This is a genomic window from Desulfobacter postgatei 2ac9 (assembly GCF_000233695.2).
In the GTDB taxonomy this organism is placed as follows: domain Bacteria; phylum Desulfobacterota; class Desulfobacteria; order Desulfobacterales; family Desulfobacteraceae; genus Desulfobacter; species Desulfobacter postgatei.
Genome location: NZ_CM001488.1, coordinates 864,792 through 885,538, shown reverse-complemented (window position 1 = coordinate 885,538; position 20,747 = coordinate 864,792). Strand labels below are relative to the sequence as shown.

Here is a 20,747-nt window from a genome sequence, read left to right as displayed (position 1 = left end):
ATGGCCGTTATTACTATTTCATTAATTCCTTATGGCTGTTAATCAGGGTTCCCACAACGCCGGGATCTGACAGGGTCGATATATCGCCAAGCTGATCATGCTCATCCGTTGCAATCTTTCTTAAGATGCGCCTCATGATTTTGCCGGATCGGGTCTTGGGCAGATCCGAGGCAAAATTGATGATATCCGGTGTGGCAATGGGCCCAATTTCACTTCTCACATGTTTTTTCAGTTCAGCCATCAGTTCATCGGACGGGGAGACGCCGATATTCAGGGTAACAAACGCATAAATTCCCTGCCCTTTGATGTCATGGGGATATCCGATGACTGCAGCCTCGGCCACATCAACGTGACTGCCCAGGGCAGATTCCACTTCTGAGGTACTCATACGGTGTCCGGACACGTTGATAACGTCATCCACACGGCCCGTGATCCAAAAATAACCGTCCTCATCCCTGCGGCAGCCGTCGCCGGCAAAATAGTATCCGTCAAACATCTGGAAATAGGTCATTTCAAACCGGTCATGGCTGTTATAAACCGTACGCATCTGACCGGGCCAGGGTTCCTTGATCGCAAGGATTCCGTGGCAGGCCCCTTCCTGCTCTTTACCTTCTTCACTGAGGACCACAGGCTGCACAGAGAAAAACGGCAGGGTTGCGGATCCGGGTTTCTGGCCAATGGCATAGGGCAAAGCAGAAATCATGATGCCGCCGGTCTCTGTCTGCCACCAGGTATCTACAATGGGGCACTGCTCCTTTCCCACATATTTATGATACCACAGCCACGCCTCGGGGTTAATGGGTTCGCCCACTGATCCCAAAAGCCGCAGAGAAGACAGGTCATATTTTGTCACCCATTCATCTCCCTGGGCCATGAGCGCCCGAATGGCGGTGGGAGCGGTGTAAAACTGGTTGACCTTCCATTTGTCAACAGTGGCCCAGAATCTGCCGGGATCCGGATAGGTGGGTACGCCTTCAAATATAATGGATGTAGCGCCCTGGGAAAGCGGGCCGTAAACAATATAGGAATGCCCCGTAACCCAGCCGATATCCGCCGTGCACCAGTAAACGTCGCCATCGTGGTAGTCAAATATGTATTTAAAGGTGGTTCCGGTATACACCATATATCCGCCGACATTGTGCTGAACCCCCTTGGGCGTACCTGTGGAGCCTGATGTATAAAGGATGAACAGCGGATCCTCGGCATCCATCCATTCCACGGGGCATTCAGCACTCTGGGCCTGGGCGGCCTCATGCCACCAGACATCCCGGTTCGCCACCATATTCACTTGAGAACCGGTCCGTTTGACAACAAAACAGGTGTCAACGGTATGCCCATGGCCTTCACACATCTTGAGGGCCTGATCCGCATTACCCTTCAGGGGAACGGCCTTGGCCCCGCGCATGACACCGTCCGATGTCACCAGAACCTTACAAAGGGAATCCAAAATTCTGTTGGCCAGGGCCTCGGAGGAAAAGCCTCCGAATACAATGGAGTGGATGGCCCCTATCCTGGCACAGGCCATCATGGTTATGGCCAGTTCAGGGATCATCGGCAGGTATATGGCCACACGATCGCCCTTGCCTATCCCGCTTTTTTTCAGGGCATTGGCAAAGCGGCACACTTTTTCATGGAGCTCACGGTAGGTGATCACCATATCCTCATCCGGACTGTTTCCCTCCCAGATGAAAGCAGCCTGGTCACCCCGGGTCTCCAGGTGACGATCCAGACAATTATATGTAATATTGGTCTTGGCATTTTTAAACCATTCAATGAACACCGGCCCCTTGGACATGCTGTAGTTAAAATCCCGGACTTTATCCCATTTTTTTTCCCAGTAAAAAGTTTCTGCAATTTCACCCCAGAACCCTTCAGGATCTTCCACGGATCTTTTGTACATGGCTTTGTATTCGTCCATGGATTTAATCCAGGCATTTTCACGAAATTTATCCGGTGCATGAAACATGTTCTCACTCATATTCAGAAACTCCTTTTCTTATTTATAATAATGTAGCTGTAATTTATTTTTAACCATTTTATCATCGATAATTAGAGCAAACTTTGTACCGGGAACAACATATATGCATAACATATTGATAGCAAACATAATATTTGAAGAAACAGATCTCATTCAATCAAAGACCAGCTACAATAAAAATTGTTAAACTTTCCGGGTAAAAACATTAAAAACCATTTAAAAACAGGGAGAAAGATCGAATTACAATAAATATTGTAGATACAATTTAGTTGTAGCTGAGCAGAACTATTCCTCTTCACGAAGTTTTTGAAGTCGCTTGCTGAGCGCCTGCTGGGAAATGCCCAGAATTTTGGCCGCAGCAGACTGATTCCCCCCTGTATGGGCCATGGCTTTTTCCACCAGTGCATTGGCAGCCTGCTTCAAAGTCGGAAGTCCCGGATCTACCGACATAGACGCCCCTACCCCATGATCGGTATGGATGGAAATATTAAACAAATCAGCAGAGATGGCACCGCCCTGGTATCTGGACATGGCATCGTAAACCATGGACTTCAACTCCCTGATATTCCCCTTGAACGGATGCGTTTCCATGATCTCAATAAGACGTTTCGGGATATCAGGCACAGGCTTGTCCAGTTCATCGGCAGCCTGGCAGATAAAGCGATCCAGAAGCAGGGGAAGATCCAAAAGGCGTTCCCGCAACGGAGGTATGGTCAGCCGATGTGTGGAGAGGCGGTAAATCAGATCTTTTCTGAATTTACCCTGTTTTTCGAGTGCCCACAGATCCTGATTGGTGGAAGCAATGATCCGGGTATCCGAATGCCGGGTAATATCCGACCCCAGCGCCAGATAATCACCTTCCTGGAGCAGTCTGAGCAGCTTAACCTGGGAGGATAATGCCAAATCGCCGATCTCATCAAGCATCAAAGTTCCCCCGGAAGCCTGAAGAATCAAGCCGGGCCGGGCGTTCCGCGCGCTGGTAAACGCGCCGGGCACATGGCCGAACAAAGTATCTGAAAACATATTATCATCCAACCCTGCCACGTTGACCTTTACCAATTTGCCCTTACGGCCGCTTAAGTTGTGAATGCACTGGCCAATCAACTCCTTGCCTACCCCTGTTTCCCCAAAGATCAGCACCGGCTGGGGAGACGGCGCCACAGCTTCCACATAATGGAAAATGGCATGCATCTGACTGTCCTGGGTAATAATCGCGCTGAAGGCTGCAGGTTTTTTTATCTGGGAAAATAACTCCTGGTGCAGGGAAGGAGAAAGCTGCCCCAGGGCCTGTCCGCCATCAAGCGCCTGTTTTACCGACTTAATCAGGCGATCCGAATCAACGGGCTTAAGGATATAATCCATGGCCCCGATCTTCATACACTTAACAGCCGTATCCACCTCAATATTACTTGTGAGCATAATAACAGGTATTCTTGGCCAGGTCTTGCGGATACTTTTCAACAGGTAGGCGCCGTTGATATGAGGCATATTTAAATCCAGGAGAACCAGCCCGGGAATTCTACGTTCCATGGTCCTGATCACATCCCTTGAATCCTGGATGGCAGTGATGTTGTCAAAACCGGCTATTCGCAGAATCGTTTCTACTGCAGCAAGAATCTTTGGATCGTCATCCACTATGAATATGGGGTTATCCGGATTTGGGGAATTCAAAACGATTAAAACCTCCTTTTTACCGGCACAAATTAAGGGTTAGGCCGCCCTACCTTTATCCTGAAAAAAGAATCCCATGTCAACTGCTGTTCAAAAAACCTGACAAAAATCGAAACAAAAATGTAAATTTCCGGCCGGTTATTCCGATAATAACATCAAGGGGTTTCTAACAATAGAGACAAAATCCACTCCATAAGCCCGGTTATCTTTGAATTTTACCATTTTTGAATAATTCTAAAACACAATGGCATAAAACATGCTTTATATAATTTTAGGCACACAACTCAAAAACATATTAAAAAAAGGAATATTAAAATGGAGAGCAACAAAAAAATATTTGAAGTAAAAAAAACATTTGGACTCAGTGTATTGCTCAAACTAACCCGTAAAACCATAGACGGGATAGAGATCAGTGAAATTAACGGAAAATACCGTTACAATCTGAACTTAGACGAGATGAACCAGGCCGTTACCCGCACCATGGCTTCCCACAATATTCAGTTGAAAATCGGATAAGCCTTTTGTCATCCCCCCTTTTTGCCGGGCATGTAGTATCTTCCCGGCAAAATCTGATATATAAAGGACATCGGAAAGGCCGAATGCTTTTCCGGTGTTTTTTTATCTCAAAAACCACCATCAGGACGAAATTGATACATTAATGTGAGATATTTAACCGGTTAATATAAAAATGATCAAAATAGCAATAGTCGGATTAGGCGGCGCCATAGGCGCCATGTGCCGATTTCTGGTGTACGAAGCTTATATCAATGCCTTAAAAAACACATCGCTTCCCTTAGGAACCATTACCGTCAATGTTTTAGGATGCTTTATCATCGGATTTTTAGGCGGTATTGCCGATACACGGGAAATCTTTGCCCCGGAAGTCAGACTACTTATTTTTACCGGATTCTTAGGCGGATTCACCACGTTTTCCACCTTTGGATTTGAACTGTTTTTATATATGCGCAACGGACAGATCGGCCTGGCCGTTTTGAACGGGCTTATCCAGTTAAGCGCGGGACTGATTTTTGTGTGGATTGGATTCGAGTTATCAAAAGCCATTTGAAAACCAATTATACATTTTTGTTGCTTCTCAATACAAGGTCTTTGCAGATGGTTGCAATCTCAAACTCTTCATCCGTGGGGACCACCCAGACCGCCACAGCGCTGTCATCGGTTGAGATACGAGCGGATTTACCCCTTAAACCGGCGTTAACTTCTTGATCCACTATAATGCCGAGATGCTCAAGCCCTTCCAGGCACTTACCCCGGACGCCCGCATCATTTTCCCCGATGCCGGCGGTAAAGGCAATGGCATCCAGACGACCCAGCACGGCATAGTAAGCCCCGATATATTTTTTAATGCCGTGGCACAGCATCTCAAAGGCAAGCCTGGCATTGTCATCACCCAAGGCCATGGCTTTGTGGATATCCCGCATGTCGTTCATGCCGCAGATACCGGCAAGACCGCTTTCACGGTCAAGAACGGTCTGAATTTGTGCAGCACTTTTCCCGGTACAGGAGGCAAGATAAGCAGGCAGCGAAGGATCAATGTCACCGCACCGGGTTCCCATGATCAAACCGGAAGTCGGCGTCATGCCCATGGAGGTTTCCCGGCACACGCCGCCTTTGACGGCGGTTATCGAAGACCCGTTACCCAGGTGGCACACAATATTGCTCAACTCATTTAAAGGTTTTCCCATGAGACCGGCAAGCGTTCTGGTGACATAGGCGTGGGAGGCGCCGTGGAATCCGTACCGCCTGACTTTATATTGAGTGTAATAAGCTGCGGGCAACGCATACCGGTACACATAATCAGGCAGATGACTTGCAAACAGCGTGTCAAACACCGCAACCGAAGGCACGCCGGGGAAATGCGCCATGGCCGCTTCAATACCGGCCAGGTTGGCCGGGTTATGCAAGGGCGCCAGCACGATGTTCTCCCGGATCCCCTCAATGGCCCAGTCATCCACAATGCAGTTTTCCTTAAAAATTTCACCGCCCTGGGCCACCCGGTGCCCAATGGCCACAAGTTCCTGTGCAGATTTAACAAGCGGCTCATCACCCGCCATAAGTAAAGCAGCCACCTTTTCGATGGCCTGGGTATGATTTTCAAAATATTCAAACAACTCGGTTTTTTCACCGGGTCCCGGGTCAGAGTACAGGGTATGGGTCAGACTGCTCTCCGAACTGCCGATTCGCTCCACCAACCCCGCGCATATTGCCCTGGGACCGGCTAAATCAAACAATTTATACTTCAGGGAGGAACTTCCTGAATTAATGACAAGTACTTTCATTTTTTAAACTTTCGCTTAATTGAATTAATTATACCCGGTTACATTCAGGGCATTCAGTTTAGGCAGCTACACTTTAAGCTCATGCACCATTTCAATTTTTTAAACATCCCATGGCAGCATATCTTAAAGCTTGCGGCTTAAAGGAGTCCGGAAAAATCAGTTTCTCAGAGTGGCAATCAACCGTTTAGGATTTTCAAAAAAGGCAAATAGATCCAGAATATGCCGGATCATCACATCGGCGGACATCAGGGCCGGCAACGCCATCCCCTCCTCTCCAAGCACCGCAACACCCAACCTTGCATGTTTAAGCATCAGGGCATCATTAACCCCGTTGCCCACAGCCATGGTGGTCTCCGAGCCGATGTGTTTGAGTACATCCAGTTTTTTTTGATCCTGTTCCTGATTTGAAATGAGCACAACTTCAGCCTTCACACCTTCAAGCTGTTCCCGGACCGAGCCAAAGGTATCGGCTGTCACAACGTGAAAATCAAGGCGGTGGGCAAGCCGGTTCATGGCCGGCCCTACCCCGTCAAGAAGACAGCCGTCCGCTGCAATGGTGCCGTTGTAGTCAAAGATTACATTCTGAATATTAACCGGACCGGTGCCGGGAATTTCAATGCGAATCATGCCCTCCCCTGACGAAATCTATAGATATGGTGCAATTATTGTTTTTAAAAATCCTTATACTCCACACCAGGTAATAACATTTTCCACATCCTCCCGCGGACTGATCACCTGATTTGCAGGAAAATCCCAGTCAGGGTACCCGATTGCAATGGCAACGAGTAAACGCTTATCATCGGGGATTTGAACAATCTCTCTGATGACGTCGGAATAGATGATACCCTGGTTCTCAATACAGGTAGCAAGCCCGAAATCAACGGCAGCCAGGCAGATATTTTGAATAACCAGCCCGGCATCCAGATAGATGCCTTCAATGGGGCGTGATTTATCACCGGCAAGGATGATCGCTGCAGGGGCGTCAAAATACCGGAATCCGCGTTCCATCCACGCCATCCGTTTGGCTTTATCTTCCCGTTCGATACCCATAACATGAAACAATCGTTTTGCAATATCTACCTGCCGTTCACGGTACACAGTGCCTTTTTCCGGTTCAATCAGGATATGAGCCATCTCTTCAGGGGGATCTTCAGAACTGCGGAATCTTTCCACATTGGCACGTTTTAGCTGCTCCAAAGGTTCTTCGGCAACCACATAAAAATGCCAGGGTTGTGTATTTTTCGTAGACGGTGCCCTGGTAGCGATGGCAAGAATCCGGGTCAGAATCTCTTTGGGAAGCGGTTTGTGTAAATATCCGCGAACACTTCTTCTTTGTTCAATGACATCCTTTAATTCCATTATTTCATCCTTGGATAGCTATTAAACCCCATGTATCAAAACTTGCAAATTGATGCCGGGCAGTTTAATGTGAAGCGCAATAAATACTCAACACTTTTTATGCAAATTTAGGACAGAGCCCTGGTTGCCCACAAAACAACCCTTTATCAAAAAGGGTATCCAATGTATAAGCTTTTATTATTATGATGACCACAAAACATATCACCAATCTACATGCAGCGGATCAGGACCCGGCCATTCATCACCTTGAGGCCAGGGTATATTATGAAGATACGGATCACTCCGGGGTGGTTTACCACGCCAATTATCTGAAATTTTTTGAACGGGCCAGGGAAGACATATTCGGTATTGAGACCCTGGTCCGGATGTGGCACGACAAAGGCATCGGCTTTGCCGTATACAAAGCTGAGATCGGCTACCACGAGGGGGCGCAATTCGGGGATCTCCTGGATATCCGGACCACCTGGGAAAAACAGGGGCCATACCGGGTGGTGTTTTACCACAGCGCCTGGCGCCCGGGCCAAAACAAGCCCGCGGTAACCTGCGCCCTGGACCTGGTTTGCCTGGGGCCGGGCAAAAAGCTTTTGCCCATTCCGGAATTCGATTTTCTGGATTAGGGACTCAGATTTTACAACACAGCCTCCTTTTCCAGAATACTCAACCCAATGACTTTGTGTCCGGGATGCCGTCCTTGTTCAGGATCTGAAATATGTCGAATTTCAACCCTGTACGCTTCCAAAGAAAGGCGGATCCCCTCCCGGCGGAGGGTCACTGAAAATATTTGACCCTCTTGGATATGATCCAATATCTTGGAATTTTGTCTTGCCAGGATACCCAAGCCTGTGTAACTCCAGTCCCGCAAGGGAAACTGGTAAATCATCACGGAACCTGGGAACGTAAATTCAACACTTGCACCGTCCGCAGCCGCTGTTCTTACCTGTGTGCGAAGATCTTCGTTTTCTGAATTATTCTCTTTTGTCATAATCAGCCTGATAGTTAGATAAAATAAAAATTAACGTACATACTAAGCCATTTTACATAATCAAATCAACAAATTATTATTCCATACGGCAATTGTATAATCAAAATATTTAAGTTTTTTACAAATTGTTGTAAAACATTGTAAAATATTCATTATCAAGGAGGTGCCCGTGAAAGACGACCATATGTTGCCCGAAACGCAACAAGAAAAATCAGGAGTTACCAGGCGATGCTTCCTGAAAACCGTTGCCGGTGCCGCAGCCGGCATTGGTGTGTCCCAGATGGTGAACCCGACGCTGGTTAAAGCCCTTGAAAAAGGACTTGAACGGCATCCGGTTCTCTGGATCCAGGGACAGGCATGCACAGGCTGTTCGGTCAGCCTGCTCAACAGCGTTGATCCCAGCATTGCAGATGTGCTTTTGAAAGTCATCAGTCTGCAATATCATCCCACAATAATGGCCGGAGAAGGCAAAACTGCCCTGGAGAACCTGTTTGGCATTGCCAGGGAATACAAGGGAAAATTTTCTCTTGTTGTGGAAGGCGCCATCCCTACGGCAGCAGAGGGCAAGTACTGTGGTGTTGGTGAATACGCGCATAAAGAGTACACCATGGTTGACCTGGTCAAGGAAGTGGCTCCCATGGCCGGCTCCTGTCTTGCTGTGGGCACCTGTGCCGCATACGGCGGCATTCCCGCGGCCAAAGGGAATGTCACCGGTGCCACCGGATGCAGAGACTTTTTCGCAGCTAACAGCATTAACACCCCGATCGTCAATATCCCGGGCTGTCCGCCCCATCCGGACTGGATCGTCCTTTCGATCGTACATCTGCTGGAAAAGGGCATTCCTGAATTGGATGATGAAGGACGCCCCATGCTCTTCTTTGGAGAGAATATCCATGACAACTGCCCCAGGCTGAAAATGTATGAGGCAGACCAACTGTCCCAGACCCTGTCAGACCCCAAAGGCTGCCGTATAAACCTGGGCTGCAAGGGACCTTCCACATATGCGGACTGCTACAAGAGAAAATGGAACAGCGGCCTGAACTGGTGTGTGGATAATGCGGTCTGTATCGCTTGCGTTGAACCCGGTTTCCCGGATCAATCATCACCCTTTTATGAACCCGCATAATCCACCGGAACAGATTCACACAAGGAGAAATATTTATGTCAGGCAGCAAACCCACTACCGGATCAGTCGGGGTCGATAGCACTAAAAAACTTAAAATAAGCATTGACCCGATCACAAGGATCGAAGGCCACCTGAAAGCCGAGGTGGAAGTTAAAAATGGCGTTGTTGTGGACGCCCGCATGTCAGGCGGCATGTACCGGGGATTTGAGCAAATTCTTGTGGGCCGCGACCCCAGAGATGCCGTCCAGATCACCCAGAGAATCTGCGGGGTATGCCCCACAGCCCATGCCACGGCATCATCCCTTGCCCTGGATGACGCATTCGGCGTAACACTTACGGACAACGGACGAATCGCCAGAAATCTTATCCTGGGGGCCAACTTCATCCAGTCCCATATCCTGCATTTCTACCATCTGGCAGCACTTGACTATGTGAACGGTCCGGACACGGCGCCTTTTATTCCCAGATATAAACACAATGACATCCGGGTCTCCAAGGATATTAACGACCTATGCGTCGGCCAGTACCTTGAAGCCCTTGAAATACGTAAAATCTGCCATGAAATGGTGGCGCTTCTGGGCGGCAAAATGCCCCATGTCCAGGGCATTGTGGTGGGTGGAACAACGGAAATTCCTACCAGAGAAGCCCTGAATGCCTATGCCGAACGGTTCAAAAAAATCAAAAAATTCGTCATGGAAAAATATATTCCAGTGATCTACACCCTGGCAGGGCCCTACGGCGATCTGCTCAAAACCGGTGTGGGCCACAAAAATCTGGTCTCCTGGGGTGTATTCCCCATGGACAGCAAAGGCAACACCCTGCTGAAACCAGGCGTTTATACGGACGGGAAAGACTATAAAGTGGACCCGACCCAGATCAAGGAATATGTTAAATACTCCTGGTTTGAAGACAGCACCACAGGTTTGAATCCCACCAGGGGCCGGACCCGGCCGGAACCGGGCAAAGCCGGTGCCTACTCCTTTATCAAGGCGCCCAGATACAATGGCAAGCCCCATGAAGGTGGGCCTTTGGCCAGAATGTGGGCCACCAACCCGGAACTGTCGAAAACCGGTCAGGAAGCACTGGGGGTTAAAAAACTGCGCGATATTGGTGATGCCTGTTTCTCAATTTTGGGCCGCCATGTGGCAAGGGCCGAAGAGACGCTCCTGGTTGCCAAAGCGGTTGAACAGTGGATTGCCCAAGCCACACCGGGCAAAGAGACCTTTGTTCCGGCGGCTATCCCGGAAAACGCGGAAGGTCTTGGTATGACAGAAGCCCCCAGAGGCGCGCTTCTCCACTATGTGGAGATCAAGAACTCCGTGATATCCAATTACCAGATCACCTCTGCCACCATCTGGAACGCCAACCCCAGGGATGACATGGGCCAGAGAGGCCCCATTGAAGAAGCCCTGATCGGCGTCCCCGTACCGGACGTGGACAATCCGGTGAATGTCGGGCGCCTGATACGCGCCTACGACCCCTGACTGGGCTGCGCCGTCCACGTGCTGGACGCAGATACCGGCAAGCAAATCAAAGTGGAAGTTCCCCTGTAAATGAAAAAATTACTGGTGCTTGGTGTGGGAAATATCCTGATGCAGGACGAAGGCATCGGCGTTCACGCCATCAATGAACTCTGGAAGGAAAAAGAGATCTGGAAAGATGCAGACGTGGAGTTCATCGACGGCGGCACCTTTACCCAGGACATCTTTTACCTGTTTGAAGGGTATGAAAACCTTCTGGTGCTCGATATCGTCCGGGCCAACCAGACACCCGGCACCATCTTTTCCCTGGAAGAAAACCACCTGAGAAAAGATAAAAAGCAGATGCTCTCTTTACACGACATTGATCTTTTAGACTCTTTAGGTATGGCTCAAATGCGTGGACACAGGCCCTATCTGAGGGTAGTGGGGATTGAACCGGCCACCATTGACTGGGGAACGGAACTTACCCCGCCTTTGGCAGCCGCCCTTCCCGATTATTTGAAGGTCGTTCGAAAACACATCAACGAGATCCTTGGGTCATCCGACACGGTGTGATATGGCGCCCCTGTGGGCAATTAATTTTCAGGTATCCACGAGCCACTCCCTGTTGGCGCAAAATTGATACGCCATGAATTATCCTTCCCCCAATAGACCGCTGCCACACCCCCCGTTCCTGACCGTAAATCAAGGTAAAATACGAAAGTTAATCTGTACAGTTCACAAGGAAAATGATAATAAACAGGCAGAATCGACAGTAAGCCTAATCCAAATTCCTTGATTTTCTATGGTTTTTTATAATGGACAACATATTGAGTCTGCCCAGTGATTCTGATATCAAAAAAGTCCTGAAAAGAAATGACAAGGAACTGCCGGGATTTGCGCAGGTTATGGCCAAAATGCTCACCCTTTGCAATGACCCTGACGCTACCATTGGAGATGTGGCCAAACTGGTTGAAACAGACCCGAGCATCACCGCAAAGGTGCTGGGTATTGTAAACTCTGCTTTTTTCAATCTAAGATCGAGGATCTCAGCCATTTCAGAGGCCGTGCTCTTTCTGGGACTTGATGAGGTCAAAAAAATTTGCTTGGGTGCAACTTTTTTTGAAAAAATGGTTAAGTCCGGCCCCCAAAAACAAGTTGACCGAACGTTTTTCTGGCGTCACTGCCTGTGCGTGGCAAGTCTCAGTCAGGCCCTTGCCGCGGAGATAGGATATCCAACCCCTGAGGACGCTTATACGGCAGGCTTGCTCCATGATTTTGGAAAAATTGCCCTGGACCGTTTCGGCCGGGTGAATTATGCTGTTTTTTGCAAAAACGCCTTTAACTGCACCGGCCCATCGGTTGAAGCAGAAAGGGATGTCATGGGGATCGGGCACGATGACCTGGGGGCATATTACGGACATCGCTGGGGATTTCCCCAAAAGCTTTCCCTGGCCATACAATACCACCACCGTCGTTTTAACCATCTGGATCTTTGCAAGGAAGATATGCAGTTTATTTGCATTGTCTGTCTGGCTGATTTTCTGGCCTGGACCCAGGGCATGGGCTCTGTAGATGCCATTGCCCCACTATCGCTACAGCCCGAAGTTGAACAAAATATTCAGCTTGACCGTATAAACTTTGAAGCCGTGATCCAAAAAATGGATGAAGAGATTGAAAATACGGCCAAGTTTTATGAATTCAAATTTCCTTCTTCTGACCAGTACCGAGCCAACCTGCTCAAGGCCAATTTAAAATTGAGCTCCATTAACTCGGCCTATTTTTCCCCCAAACAAAAAGAAATCCATCAGAAAAAGCACTCTATGACTGCAAGCATCACCGCACCCCACTGCAGCCTGGAGCCCGAAAAGATACTATCGGCGACTTTGAAAGCCATTTGCCAGGATTTTGGTTTTGACAGGGTTTACATATTAAGGGCAATCTCCCCTTTACGCCGCCTTCAGGTTGTAAAGTGCCTGCAACAGGACGGTTTTTCAAACCATTTGGCATCTCACTATATCTCCACGGATAAGGTGGATAACGGTTTTCTCCAGTGCCTGAGAAATAAAGAGCCGGTTGTCATCAACGGCACCCTGCCAGGCGAAAAGGAGGTGCTGGAACGGTTTTCAGTATTCCAGATGCTTGTTGTTCCTTTTTGCAGTCATGATAAGGTAATCGGACTTCTGGGAATGGATTATGCTGTATCCGGAAAAAAAATTGAGCCGGGTCTGTTTTCATCCATTGCGCTTGTGGCCAATGAGCTTGGGCTTGCGCTGGAAAATGCATCGGCCTATAAAAAGGCCAAGTCCGCATCTCTTCACGACGGGCTCACCGGGCTGCTCAACAGGATGGCCGTTGATGATCTGTTAAAAGAATCTTTTATAAAAGCAGTCAGTGAAGATACGCCCCTTTCCGTTGCTATGATTGATGTGGATTTTTTTAAAAAATTTAATGATATGTTCGGCCACCAGGCTGGAGACAGCGTCCTCAAGCTCATCGCAAAAGCCTTAAAAAAAATGTCCCGCCCCACAGACTATGTCGGCCGATACGGTGGAGAGGAGTTTATCGTTGTGCTGAATAACACAGACCCCCCCAAAGCGGGTGTGTATGCCGAACGTATTCGAAAGGAGATCGAACGTCTGGGCCATCTGCTTTCTGATCGTTTTCCAGGGCTTGGCCTGACCGTGAGTATCGGCATCAGCAGTTTTGAACATGATACGAAAAACAAGCAAGCCCTGGTGTCAAAGGCGGATGAGGCCCTGTACAAAGCAAAGAAAGCCGGTCGGAATCGGGTGGTTTCACAATGAGAACAGAGTCTGCCGGTGATTGAAGAGGTACAAGCATTAAAGGTCCCAGGCGGGGCTGATAAACGAATTTAGTATTGTGCTTTCCGAAGAGGAGATAGTTGACGGCGCAACTATGTTCATACGACACACAGGCCATTCTGACAGTTTTTTACTTGACACCTTGTCCTGCTCGGATAGAATATGCAAATATTTTTAACATATTTATGTTTACATTATAATCACTTTTTTTGGAGGTATTATGAAAAGATGGTCTGTATTGCTGGTTCTTTTACTTTGTGTGTCCTGGGCACCCCATATTTCAGCCAAAACCACCTTTCGATACTCCAATTTTTTCCCGCCCACACATATCCAAAGCCAGCTTACTGAAAGCTGGTGCAAGGAAGTTGAAAAAAGAACCAATGGAGAAGTGGTTATCCAGTATTTCCCGGCATCCACTCTGACCAAAGCAGACCAAACCTACGGCGAGGTGGTGAGCGGGGGCATAGCCGACATCGGTATGAGCGCTTTGGGATACTCCCGGGGTAGGTTTCCGGTGGCAGAGGCCATTGACCTGCCCATGGGATACACTTCGGGGGTCCAGGCCACGGCCGTGGCCAATGCCATGTACGAGAAATTCAAACCCGAAGAGTTCAATGACACTCACATCCTGTTCTTCCATGCCCATGGTCCGGGCCTGATCCACACCCGGGATAAGGAAATAAACACCCTTGAAGACTTAAAGGGCCTTAAGATCAGGAGTACAGGGACCAGCGGCCTGGTTATGGACGCTTTAGGCGCATCACCAGTGGGCACAAGCATGCGGGAGTGTTACCCGATGCTGCAAAAGGGGGTGGTAGACGGCTCCTGTCACCCCATTGAATCCAACAAAGGCTGGAAATTGGGCGAAGTGGTCCATTACATGATTCAGAACTTTTCCACCGCTTATACCACCACCTTTGGTGTATTTATGAACAAAAATCAGTGGAGCAAACTTACGCCGGAACAGCAAAATGCTATTATGGAAATAAACCGGGAATGGGCAGTAAAACACGCAGAAGCCTGGGACGAATCCGACAAGGAGGGCATGGCGTTTTTCAAGGAAAAAGGAGGGATTGTCATCCCCCAGTCAGCAGGCGACGCTGAGAAGTGGCGTCAAGCTGCCCTGCCGGTTCTTGACAACTATATTAAAAAAGTATCTGAAAAGGGCGTAGATGGAAAAGCTGTTGTGGATTTTATAAAAGCCAACATGTAGCACGCCGATAGGGTTTAGATAAACCGCGCCCCCAAGGTGCAGTAGCAGTTTTATGGAAGAATTCGTTTTAACGGATTCTTCCTAATTTTTTGTTAACACATTTACAATAACAGGCAGTTGAATGACATTGCTGGACCGTATTTTAAACCGTATTTCCGACCTGCTCAGATCTGTCGGCGCCCTTTCCCTGACGCTGATGATGCTCATTACCGTGGTTGATGTGACAGGCCGTTTTTTCAAACACCCCATTTTCGGATCTGTGGAACTTGTGGGTTTTTTAGCTGTTGCCGTGGCTGCTGCGGCCATGCCCCACACGTATAAAGCGGGCGGACACGTGGGTGTGGAAATTATCACCCGTCTTTTGCCCCGCAAGACCCGTCTGCTGCTGGATCTATTTACCCGGACCCTGACGTTGATTTTTTTCTCAGTGGCTGCCTGGCAGATGTTTGTTTATGCCAAAGAGATGCAGCGGGCTGGCGAAGTTTCCATGAACCTGGAATTGCCTCTGCATTATATTGTCCTTGTCCTGGCCATAAGCCTTGCTTTTTTTTCCGGCACCATCCTTCAGCAGATTGTTGCCACCGTCAACCAATTAAAAAAAGGCACCACCAGATGAGCCCCATTCTTACAGGAATTTTCGGCATTGCGGCCATGATCTTCATGTTCATGACCCAGATGCCTGTCGCGTTTGTTATGGCCCTGGTAGGGTTTATAGGCGTTTCATTAATGGCAAGCCCCAATGCGGGGCTTATTCTTTTATCCAGAAGTTTTTATGACACCTTTGCCTCCTATGATCTGACCACCATCCCGCTGTTCATTCTCATGGGGCAGTTGGGATTCAATTCCGGTATATCCAAGCGCCTCTATTCAGCCGGGTATAAATTCCTGGGAAGCATACGCGGGGGGCTTGCCATGGCAACGGTGGCTGCCTGTACGGCATTCGGGGCCGTATGCGGCTCAAGTCCGGCCACGGCCGCCACCATGGCAACGGTGGGATTACCCGAGATGAAGCGGTTCAACTATGACGATGCCCTGGCTACGGGCTCTGTGGCCTCGGGCGGCGGCATCGGCATGATCATGCCCCCGTCCGTGGTGCTGATCATCTACGGCATTTTAACGGAGCAGTCCATTGGCCAACTTTTTGTGGCCGGCATCTTCCCGGCTCTTCTTGTTACCCTGCTTTTTATCGGTGCTGTTTTCTTCACCTGTCTTATGAACAAAAACGCCGGGCCTGCCGGGGAAAAATTTTCCTGGGCCGAGCGATTCAAAGCGCTTTTGGGCCTTGGCGAGACCCTGATTATCTTTGCCCTGGTGGTGGGCGGCATTTTCTACGGCCTGTTCACCCCCACGGAGGCTGCGTCTGTAGGCGCTTTCGGTGTTCTAATCATTGCGGTACTCAGACGCCGGCTCACCTGGAAGGGATTCGTAAAATCATTAATAGAAACATTGACCACCTCCTGCATGGTTTTAATGCTGATCACAGGGGCGGTTATTTTCGGTAAATTCTTGGCTGTTACCCGGATTCCCTTTGAGATTGCATCCTGGGTGAGCGAACTTAATATGGCGCCGGCCCTAGTTATTGCCGTAATCATTTTTATCTATTTTCTGGGCGGCTGTTTTATGGATGCCCTGGCCTTTGTTACCCTCACGGTGCCTATATTTTTCCCGGTGGTCATGGAACTGGGGTATGACCCCATCTGGTTTGGCATTATCATTGTTATGGTCACGGAGATGGGGGTTATTACACCGCCTGTGGGCATCAATGTCTACGTGGTTTACGGGGTGGCCCAAAACGTGCTGTCCCATAACGTGGCCCTGGAAAAAATATTTAAAGGCATTATCCCGTTTCTGATTGCCCTGATTGTCGGGATTATCATTCTTATTGCCTTTCCCTGGATCATTTTGTTCCTTCCCGATTTGATGTACTCCTAAGAAATTGTAAAAAAATGACATATTCAAACAAAAAAACACCGGGGGGCGATTGAAAGATTTTAATACGCTGCTTGAAGGATCGGCGCAGGCCCATGGTCATCTGTGCCCGGGGCAGGTAATCGGGGTGCGCATGGCCATGCTTGGGTGCCGGCTCATTGGCTTAGATGAACCGTCAACATTGCCCCAGATTAAAAAAATCATTGTATATGTGGAGATGGACCGGTGTGCCACGGACGCCATCTCCTATGTTACAGGCGTAAAGCTTGGCAGACGGTCCTTAAAATTCATTGACAACGGCATCATGGCTGCCACCTTTGTGAACCTTGAAACAGGAAAGGCATTTAGAATCGTTTCCACGGAAACAGCCCGGGAACTTGCCCCAAAATTGATGCCCAGCATTGAAGATTCAAGATTTGCCCAGCTCGAAGCTTATAAAATCATGAATGATTCAGATTTGTTTACGGTTTCCCGGGTAAAAGTAAATGTTCCGGCAGCGGAGATGCCCGGCCCCACACGGTTCAAGGCGGTATGTGCCCGGTGCGGCATTGTGGTCAGGGATAAAAAGGAAGTTTTAAAAAACAACCAGATCCTTTGCCGGCCATGTGCTTTTGGATCCTATTATGAACCTGTGGACCCTCATCAACACAACCCAATAGACTGATCTTTTCTTTTTAATCTCGCACAAAGCCTCAAAGACACAAAGGTTCACAAAGTTGAATAAAAATCTTTGTGTCTTAGTGTCTTTGTGCGAGGTTTTCAACTGAAACGCTTCATATTGAAAATTGCTGGTTCGATTTAAAATCAATCGATATATTACTTTATATATTTTTTGAAAATAGTAATGAAATAAATATTGACACGATATTCTTTAGACATATTTTATTCTCAAACAAACGGGAGGCAGATTGAAACGAGCCAACCGACAAAAAAAAGCAACCAATAAAAAGGAGTATGAACTATGTTTACAAGAATGAATGAAATCGACAGAATGTTTGGGGCCATGGATCTGCTCCGTACCAAAATGGACAGACTCTTCAACGAAATGGACAGACCTTACCTGCATGGACCGGCGTTTACCCTGGGCACCAATTCACCCAGAATCAACCTTCTGGAAAACGGTGATAAATTTGAAGTCCGGGCAGAACTCCCCGGCATTTCAAAGGATGATATCAGCATTAAAATCCAGGGCAATTACCTTGAAATCAGCGGAAAAAGAGCAATTGAGCCCCCCGAAGGGTACAAGGCCCACAGAAATGAAAGGTCCGCCACCACATTCTCACGCAGCTTTACCCTGCCCGATGAGGTTGATGCGGAAAAAGTCGATGCAACGCTTAAAGACGGCATTTTGTATCTGACACTGCCCAAATCAGAGGCCGCCAAACCCAGACAGATCACCATTAACTAAAGATCAAATGAACAACAAAAATAAAACCCAGGAGGTTACCATGACTGACAGAAAAGATATCACCAAAACCGAAAACAAGGCCATTGAGAAAACCCGTGAACTAAGAACCGCCACCCCGGCAGTGGACATTTATGAAAATGAAAATGAGATCCTGCTTTTTGCGGACATGCCCGGGGTTCACAAGGATGATATCACGGTAAACATTGAAAACGGCAAGCTCGCCATCTCCGGCGTCCGACGGCTTGATCACCAGGGCGTGTCAAACTGGGAGGAATTTGTGGACGTTGAATATGTCAGAAGCTTTTCCATCCCCCAAACCATTAATGTAGAAGATGTGGAAGCCACGCTCAAAGATGGGGTGCTTACCCTCCATCTGCCCAAATCCGAAGCAGCCAAACCCAGATTGATTGAAATCAAAGCTGCCTAAGACAAGTACACCATCTTCTTTGTGCCAGTATCAGGATGGCTGCGGCAAAACAAATGAGCCGCAGCCATCCCAGGCACTCATGATCACCCTCAACCATAGAAACCAAAGGAGATGAGACATGAATATTAAAGGCCGACAACCAGGCAAACCACAAATTTCCAAGGAGACATATTAATGGACCAGGCAAAACCCAAAGGTGCCGGCAAAAGCAGTTTTGAACTGATTGACACGCAGATTTTAGAACAGATGCTGCCAATTCACCAGGGCTCGGTGCTTCTGGATCTGGCCTGCGGCAAAGGATTGTATTCACTGTTTCTATCACAGCTTGCAGGGCCGTCCGGCCTGGTATATGCCGTGGATCTCTGGGAAGAGGGGCTTGAGATACTGGAACAAGACGCGCTGAAAAAAGAGGCCGCAAATATTTTAACCATCAAGGCGGATGCCACCAGGGAAATAGACATTGAAGCTCATAGCTTGGATTTGTGCCTGATGGCCACAGTACTGCATGACTTCAAGGAGATAAACGCCGACCAGACAGTTTTAAAACAAGTGCTAAACCTTCTTATACCCGGGGGATGCCTGGCCGTAATTGAATTCAAAAAGATGGATGGACCTCCCGGTCCGCCGGCACATATACGCCTGTCCCAGGAAGAGACGGAAAAACTGGTCACCGGAGTGGGATTTAAAAAAATAAATACTACGGAGATCGGTGGCTACAACTATCTGACAACTTTCAAGTCACCGATGTAAAACCTGCCCCGTTCTCCGGACAAAAAGCAAAAAGACTTTTCAGAAAAGTCTGAAAAGTCTTTATTTTTAAGTGGCGTCCCCAAGGCTACTCTCCATTTACCCCAATTCCACCATAACCCTTACTGCCAACTGCAATTCCTTCACTTTTCAGACATCGGAAACAGATGGTGTCCAACTTCAAAAACAGATTAAAATAAAGTAATGGCCAGTCAGTGCCTGGACGATAAACTCGATTTGGAGGATGATTTTCCGAAAACTTTTTTCGACACTTGAAGAACAAACCCGTAAAAAATAAAGAGCCGATGTAAATACTGCTCAAAAATCCAGTGAGCGTCTTCCGGTGCCACCTTACAGCTCCATTCTCCCCACTCGGTCCAGTTGTAATAAAATAGCGCAAAAATCACGGAATTGTTTTAAGGACGGACGTTTTGACTGTATTTCACCGATAAGACCGATTGTTCAGCCTAACACCTGCCATCGTTTTACCACAGTCGTTTATAGGCGATTAAATCGGGTTAAAATCCCAAAAAAACAAGGCAGAGCCAAATGAATAGCCCTGCCTTCAGACTGTCGTTACTGCGGTAAAACTATGCGGTTTTCTTTCTGCTAACTCCTGCGATGCCAAGGATGCCAAGACCGAAGAGAAGGAATGTGGCTGGCTCTGGTATCTGGTTGTGAATTGGGTCAAATTCATCACGATATTCCCAAGCAAGAATGTCATGATTCCCATAATCCGCCCCCGTTCCTGATGTAAATCCAACAAAAGCGTCAGAGACACCAAGGATATTAGGAATATCTAAATCTCTGGATAATATAGGGCTGTCTGGCCTTAAGTTATTTTCACTCAAACGAACATCAAGAGTCGTTCCATTATAATCAATCCATGAATACCATATTTGGCCATTATCAAAACCCTTAGTTGGATCCGAATCATGACCAACATTAACAGTATTAGGTGAGCCAGATCCATGATCCAGTACACCGTTGACATCTATACCAATATGATTTGAACTTGGATCGTGAAGAGATGCATTTCCCCAAGTATCAAATTCGACCCCAACGCTGGGCGATATACCAGCATATCCAATACCTCCTCCAGCACCGCCAATACTTGAACTGACACTCTGAACCACAAAAACCAATCCATCGGCGCCGGGGATAGTATTTCTATTTCAGGGTAGAGTAGAGCACTGATTCGGCCGGTTTCTTCAGCCCTTTTTATATTCGAGACGCCTTGCCGCACGCGGCTACTACGTGTTCCAAAGGCCTTGCATCCTCAGTGCTCCCTCATCAAACCGTGCATACGGTTCTCCCGTACACGG

21 protein-coding genes are annotated in these 20,747 nt (G+C 48.0%); 14 read left to right on the top strand and 7 right to left on the bottom strand.

All coding sequences use genetic code 11. The features are described from left to right. Positions 1-13: 13 nt before the first annotated feature. Positions 14-1,978, bottom strand: coding sequence for an acetate--CoA ligase (acs, locus tag DESPODRAFT_RS04115; RefSeq protein ID WP_004071572.1), 1,965 nt, complete (start codon positions 1,976-1,978; stop codon positions 14-16). 285 nt (positions 1,979-2,263) lie between these two features. Next, a complete protein-coding gene (locus DESPODRAFT_RS04110) occupies positions 2,264-3,649 on the bottom strand; it encodes a sigma-54-dependent transcriptional regulator (protein WP_004071569.1) in 1,386 nt (461 codons plus the stop codon). A gap of 315 nt (positions 3,650-3,964) precedes the next feature. Here DESPODRAFT_RS04110 and DESPODRAFT_RS04105 point away from each other — a divergent pair, with 315 nt between their 5' ends. Then, positions 3,965-4,165, top strand: a complete 201-nt coding sequence (locus DESPODRAFT_RS04105) for a hypothetical protein (protein ID WP_004071567.1) — start codon at positions 3,965-3,967, stop codon at positions 4,163-4,165. 172 nt (positions 4,166-4,337) lie between these two features. After that, positions 4,338-4,715, top strand: coding sequence for a fluoride efflux transporter CrcB (gene crcB / locus DESPODRAFT_RS04100; protein ID WP_004071565.1), 378 nt, complete (start codon positions 4,338-4,340; stop codon positions 4,713-4,715). A gap of 7 nt (positions 4,716-4,722) precedes the next feature. On the opposite strand, the gene DESPODRAFT_RS04095 is transcribed toward crcB, so the two are convergent. From DESPODRAFT_RS04095 to DESPODRAFT_RS04085, 3 genes are all read right to left on the bottom strand, one after another. Continuing rightward, positions 4,723-5,946 (bottom strand): acetate kinase, encoded by a 1,224-nt coding sequence (locus DESPODRAFT_RS04095; RefSeq protein WP_004071563.1) that lies wholly within the window; start codon positions 5,944-5,946, stop codon positions 4,723-4,725. Between the two features lie 156 nt (positions 5,947-6,102). Continuing rightward, positions 6,103-6,573 (bottom strand): HAD family hydrolase, encoded by a 471-nt coding sequence (locus DESPODRAFT_RS04090; protein ID WP_004071561.1) that lies wholly within the window; start codon positions 6,571-6,573, stop codon positions 6,103-6,105. A gap of 54 nt (positions 6,574-6,627) precedes the next feature. Continuing rightward, on the bottom strand, positions 6,628-7,305 hold the full coding sequence (locus tag DESPODRAFT_RS04085; protein ID WP_004071559.1) for a nitroreductase family protein: 678 nt from the start codon (positions 7,303-7,305) through the stop codon (positions 6,628-6,630). 182 nt (positions 7,306-7,487) lie between these two features. On the opposite strand from DESPODRAFT_RS04085, the gene DESPODRAFT_RS04080 reads away from it, so the two are divergent. After that, positions 7,488-7,922, top strand: a complete 435-nt coding sequence (locus tag DESPODRAFT_RS04080) for a YbgC/FadM family acyl-CoA thioesterase (protein ID WP_157488406.1) — start codon at positions 7,488-7,490, stop codon at positions 7,920-7,922. 11 nt (positions 7,923-7,933) lie between these two features. Here the strand turns inward: DESPODRAFT_RS04080 and DESPODRAFT_RS04075 are convergent, their stop codons facing one another. Next, a complete protein-coding gene (locus DESPODRAFT_RS04075; protein ID WP_004071556.1) occupies positions 7,934-8,287 on the bottom strand; it encodes a hypothetical protein in 354 nt (117 codons plus the stop codon). A 169-nt stretch (positions 8,288-8,456) separates the two neighbouring features. Between DESPODRAFT_RS04075 and hysB the strand changes: the two genes are divergently transcribed. The 11 genes from hysB to DESPODRAFT_RS04020 all read left to right on the top strand — a co-directional run bounded on the left by hysB (position 8,457) and on the right by DESPODRAFT_RS04020 (position 19,425). Continuing rightward, the gene (hysB, locus tag DESPODRAFT_RS04070; RefSeq protein WP_004071554.1) at positions 8,457-9,413 is read left to right on the top strand and encodes a NiFeSe hydrogenase small subunit; all 957 of its coding nucleotides are present in this window, start codon (positions 8,457-8,459) and stop codon (positions 9,411-9,413) included. A gap of 35 nt (positions 9,414-9,448) precedes the next feature. Then, positions 9,449-10,897, top strand: coding sequence for a NiFeSe hydrogenase large subunit HysA (gene hysA, locus DESPODRAFT_RS04065; protein ID WP_004071552.1), 1,449 nt, complete (start codon positions 9,449-9,451; stop codon positions 10,895-10,897). A gap of 69 nt (positions 10,898-10,966) precedes the next feature. Continuing rightward, positions 10,967-11,449: a NiFeSe hydrogenase maturation protease gene (hysD, locus tag DESPODRAFT_RS04060; RefSeq protein ID WP_004071550.1), complete on the top strand. Its 483-nt coding sequence runs from the start codon at positions 10,967-10,969 to the stop codon at positions 11,447-11,449. 242 nt (positions 11,450-11,691) lie between these two features. Further along, positions 11,692-13,680 carry an HDOD domain-containing protein gene (locus DESPODRAFT_RS04055; protein WP_004071548.1) on the top strand — a complete coding sequence of 663 codons (1,989 nt, stop codon included), beginning with the start codon at positions 11,692-11,694 and terminating at the stop codon, positions 13,678-13,680. 238 nt (positions 13,681-13,918) lie between these two features. Next, complete coding sequence (locus tag DESPODRAFT_RS04050; protein ID WP_004071546.1) at positions 13,919-14,911, top strand: TRAP transporter substrate-binding protein; 993 nt, start codon at positions 13,919-13,921, stop codon at positions 14,909-14,911. Positions 14,912-15,032: 121 nt separating this feature from the next. Then, on the top strand, positions 15,033-15,527 hold the full coding sequence (locus DESPODRAFT_RS04045) for a TRAP transporter small permease (RefSeq protein ID WP_004071544.1): 495 nt from the start codon (positions 15,033-15,035) through the stop codon (positions 15,525-15,527). After that, positions 15,524-16,843 (top strand): TRAP transporter large permease, encoded by a 1,320-nt coding sequence (locus DESPODRAFT_RS04040; protein WP_004071542.1) that lies wholly within the window; start codon positions 15,524-15,526, stop codon positions 16,841-16,843. The genes DESPODRAFT_RS04045 and DESPODRAFT_RS04040 overlap by 4 nt, the downstream gene beginning before the upstream one ends. Positions 16,844-16,892: 49 nt before the next feature. Next, on the top strand, positions 16,893-17,504 hold the full coding sequence (locus DESPODRAFT_RS04035) for an FmdE family protein (RefSeq protein WP_004071540.1): 612 nt from the start codon (positions 16,893-16,895) through the stop codon (positions 17,502-17,504). Between the two features lie 297 nt (positions 17,505-17,801). After that, positions 17,802-18,248 (top strand): Hsp20/alpha crystallin family protein, encoded by a 447-nt coding sequence (locus DESPODRAFT_RS04030; protein WP_004071538.1) that lies wholly within the window; start codon positions 17,802-17,804, stop codon positions 18,246-18,248. Between the two features lie 40 nt (positions 18,249-18,288). Beyond that, positions 18,289-18,675, top strand: coding sequence for an Hsp20/alpha crystallin family protein (locus tag DESPODRAFT_RS04025; RefSeq protein WP_004071536.1), 387 nt, complete (start codon positions 18,289-18,291; stop codon positions 18,673-18,675). Between the two features lie 174 nt (positions 18,676-18,849). Next, positions 18,850-19,425: a class I SAM-dependent methyltransferase gene (locus DESPODRAFT_RS04020; RefSeq protein WP_004071534.1), complete on the top strand. Its 576-nt coding sequence runs from the start codon at positions 18,850-18,852 to the stop codon at positions 19,423-19,425. Between the two features lie 587 nt (positions 19,426-20,012). Here DESPODRAFT_RS04020 and DESPODRAFT_RS04015 read toward each other — a convergent pair. Further along, positions 20,013-20,567 (bottom strand): PEP-CTERM sorting domain-containing protein, encoded by a 555-nt coding sequence (locus tag DESPODRAFT_RS04015; RefSeq protein ID WP_443112187.1) that lies wholly within the window; start codon positions 20,565-20,567, stop codon positions 20,013-20,015. Positions 20,568-20,747: the final 180 nt, after the last annotated feature.

Bases quoted from the DNA above. Each gene is read 5' to 3' on its own strand.
- acs (WP_004071572.1), bottom strand. From the start codon at position 1,978: ATGAGTGAGAACATGTTTCATGCACCGGATAAATTTCGTGAAAATGCC.
- DESPODRAFT_RS04105 (WP_004071567.1), top strand. From the start codon at position 3,965: ATGGAGAGCAACAAAAAAATATTTGAAGTAAAAAAAACATTTGGACTC.
- crcB (WP_004071565.1), top strand. From the start codon at position 4,338: ATGATCAAAATAGCAATAGTCGGATTAGGCGGCGCCATAGGCGCCATG.
- DESPODRAFT_RS04095 (WP_004071563.1), bottom strand. From the start codon at position 5,946: ATGAAAGTACTTGTCATTAATTCAGGAAGTTCCTCCCTGAAGTATAAA.
- DESPODRAFT_RS04090 (WP_004071561.1), bottom strand. From the start codon at position 6,573: ATGATTCGCATTGAAATTCCCGGCACCGGTCCGGTTAATATTCAGAAT.
- DESPODRAFT_RS04085 (WP_004071559.1), bottom strand. From the start codon at position 7,305: ATGGAATTAAAGGATGTCATTGAACAAAGAAGAAGTGTTCGCGGATAT.
- DESPODRAFT_RS04080 (WP_157488406.1), top strand. From the start codon at position 7,488: ATGATGACCACAAAACATATCACCAATCTACATGCAGCGGATCAGGAC.
- DESPODRAFT_RS04075 (WP_004071556.1), bottom strand. From the start codon at position 8,287: ATGACAAAAGAGAATAATTCAGAAAACGAAGATCTTCGCACACAGGTA.
- hysA (WP_004071552.1), top strand. From the start codon at position 9,449: ATGTCAGGCAGCAAACCCACTACCGGATCAGTCGGGGTCGATAGCACT.
- hysD (WP_004071550.1), top strand. From the start codon at position 10,967: ATGAAAAAATTACTGGTGCTTGGTGTGGGAAATATCCTGATGCAGGAC.
- DESPODRAFT_RS04055 (WP_004071548.1), top strand. From the start codon at position 11,692: ATGGACAACATATTGAGTCTGCCCAGTGATTCTGATATCAAAAAAGTC.
- DESPODRAFT_RS04050 (WP_004071546.1), top strand. From the start codon at position 13,919: ATGAAAAGATGGTCTGTATTGCTGGTTCTTTTACTTTGTGTGTCCTGG.
- DESPODRAFT_RS04045 (WP_004071544.1), top strand. From the start codon at position 15,033: ATGACATTGCTGGACCGTATTTTAAACCGTATTTCCGACCTGCTCAGA.
- DESPODRAFT_RS04040 (WP_004071542.1), top strand. From the start codon at position 15,524: ATGAGCCCCATTCTTACAGGAATTTTCGGCATTGCGGCCATGATCTTC.
- DESPODRAFT_RS04030 (WP_004071538.1), top strand. From the start codon at position 17,802: ATGTTTACAAGAATGAATGAAATCGACAGAATGTTTGGGGCCATGGAT.
- DESPODRAFT_RS04025 (WP_004071536.1), top strand. From the start codon at position 18,289: ATGACTGACAGAAAAGATATCACCAAAACCGAAAACAAGGCCATTGAG.
- DESPODRAFT_RS04020 (WP_004071534.1), top strand. From the start codon at position 18,850: ATGGACCAGGCAAAACCCAAAGGTGCCGGCAAAAGCAGTTTTGAACTG.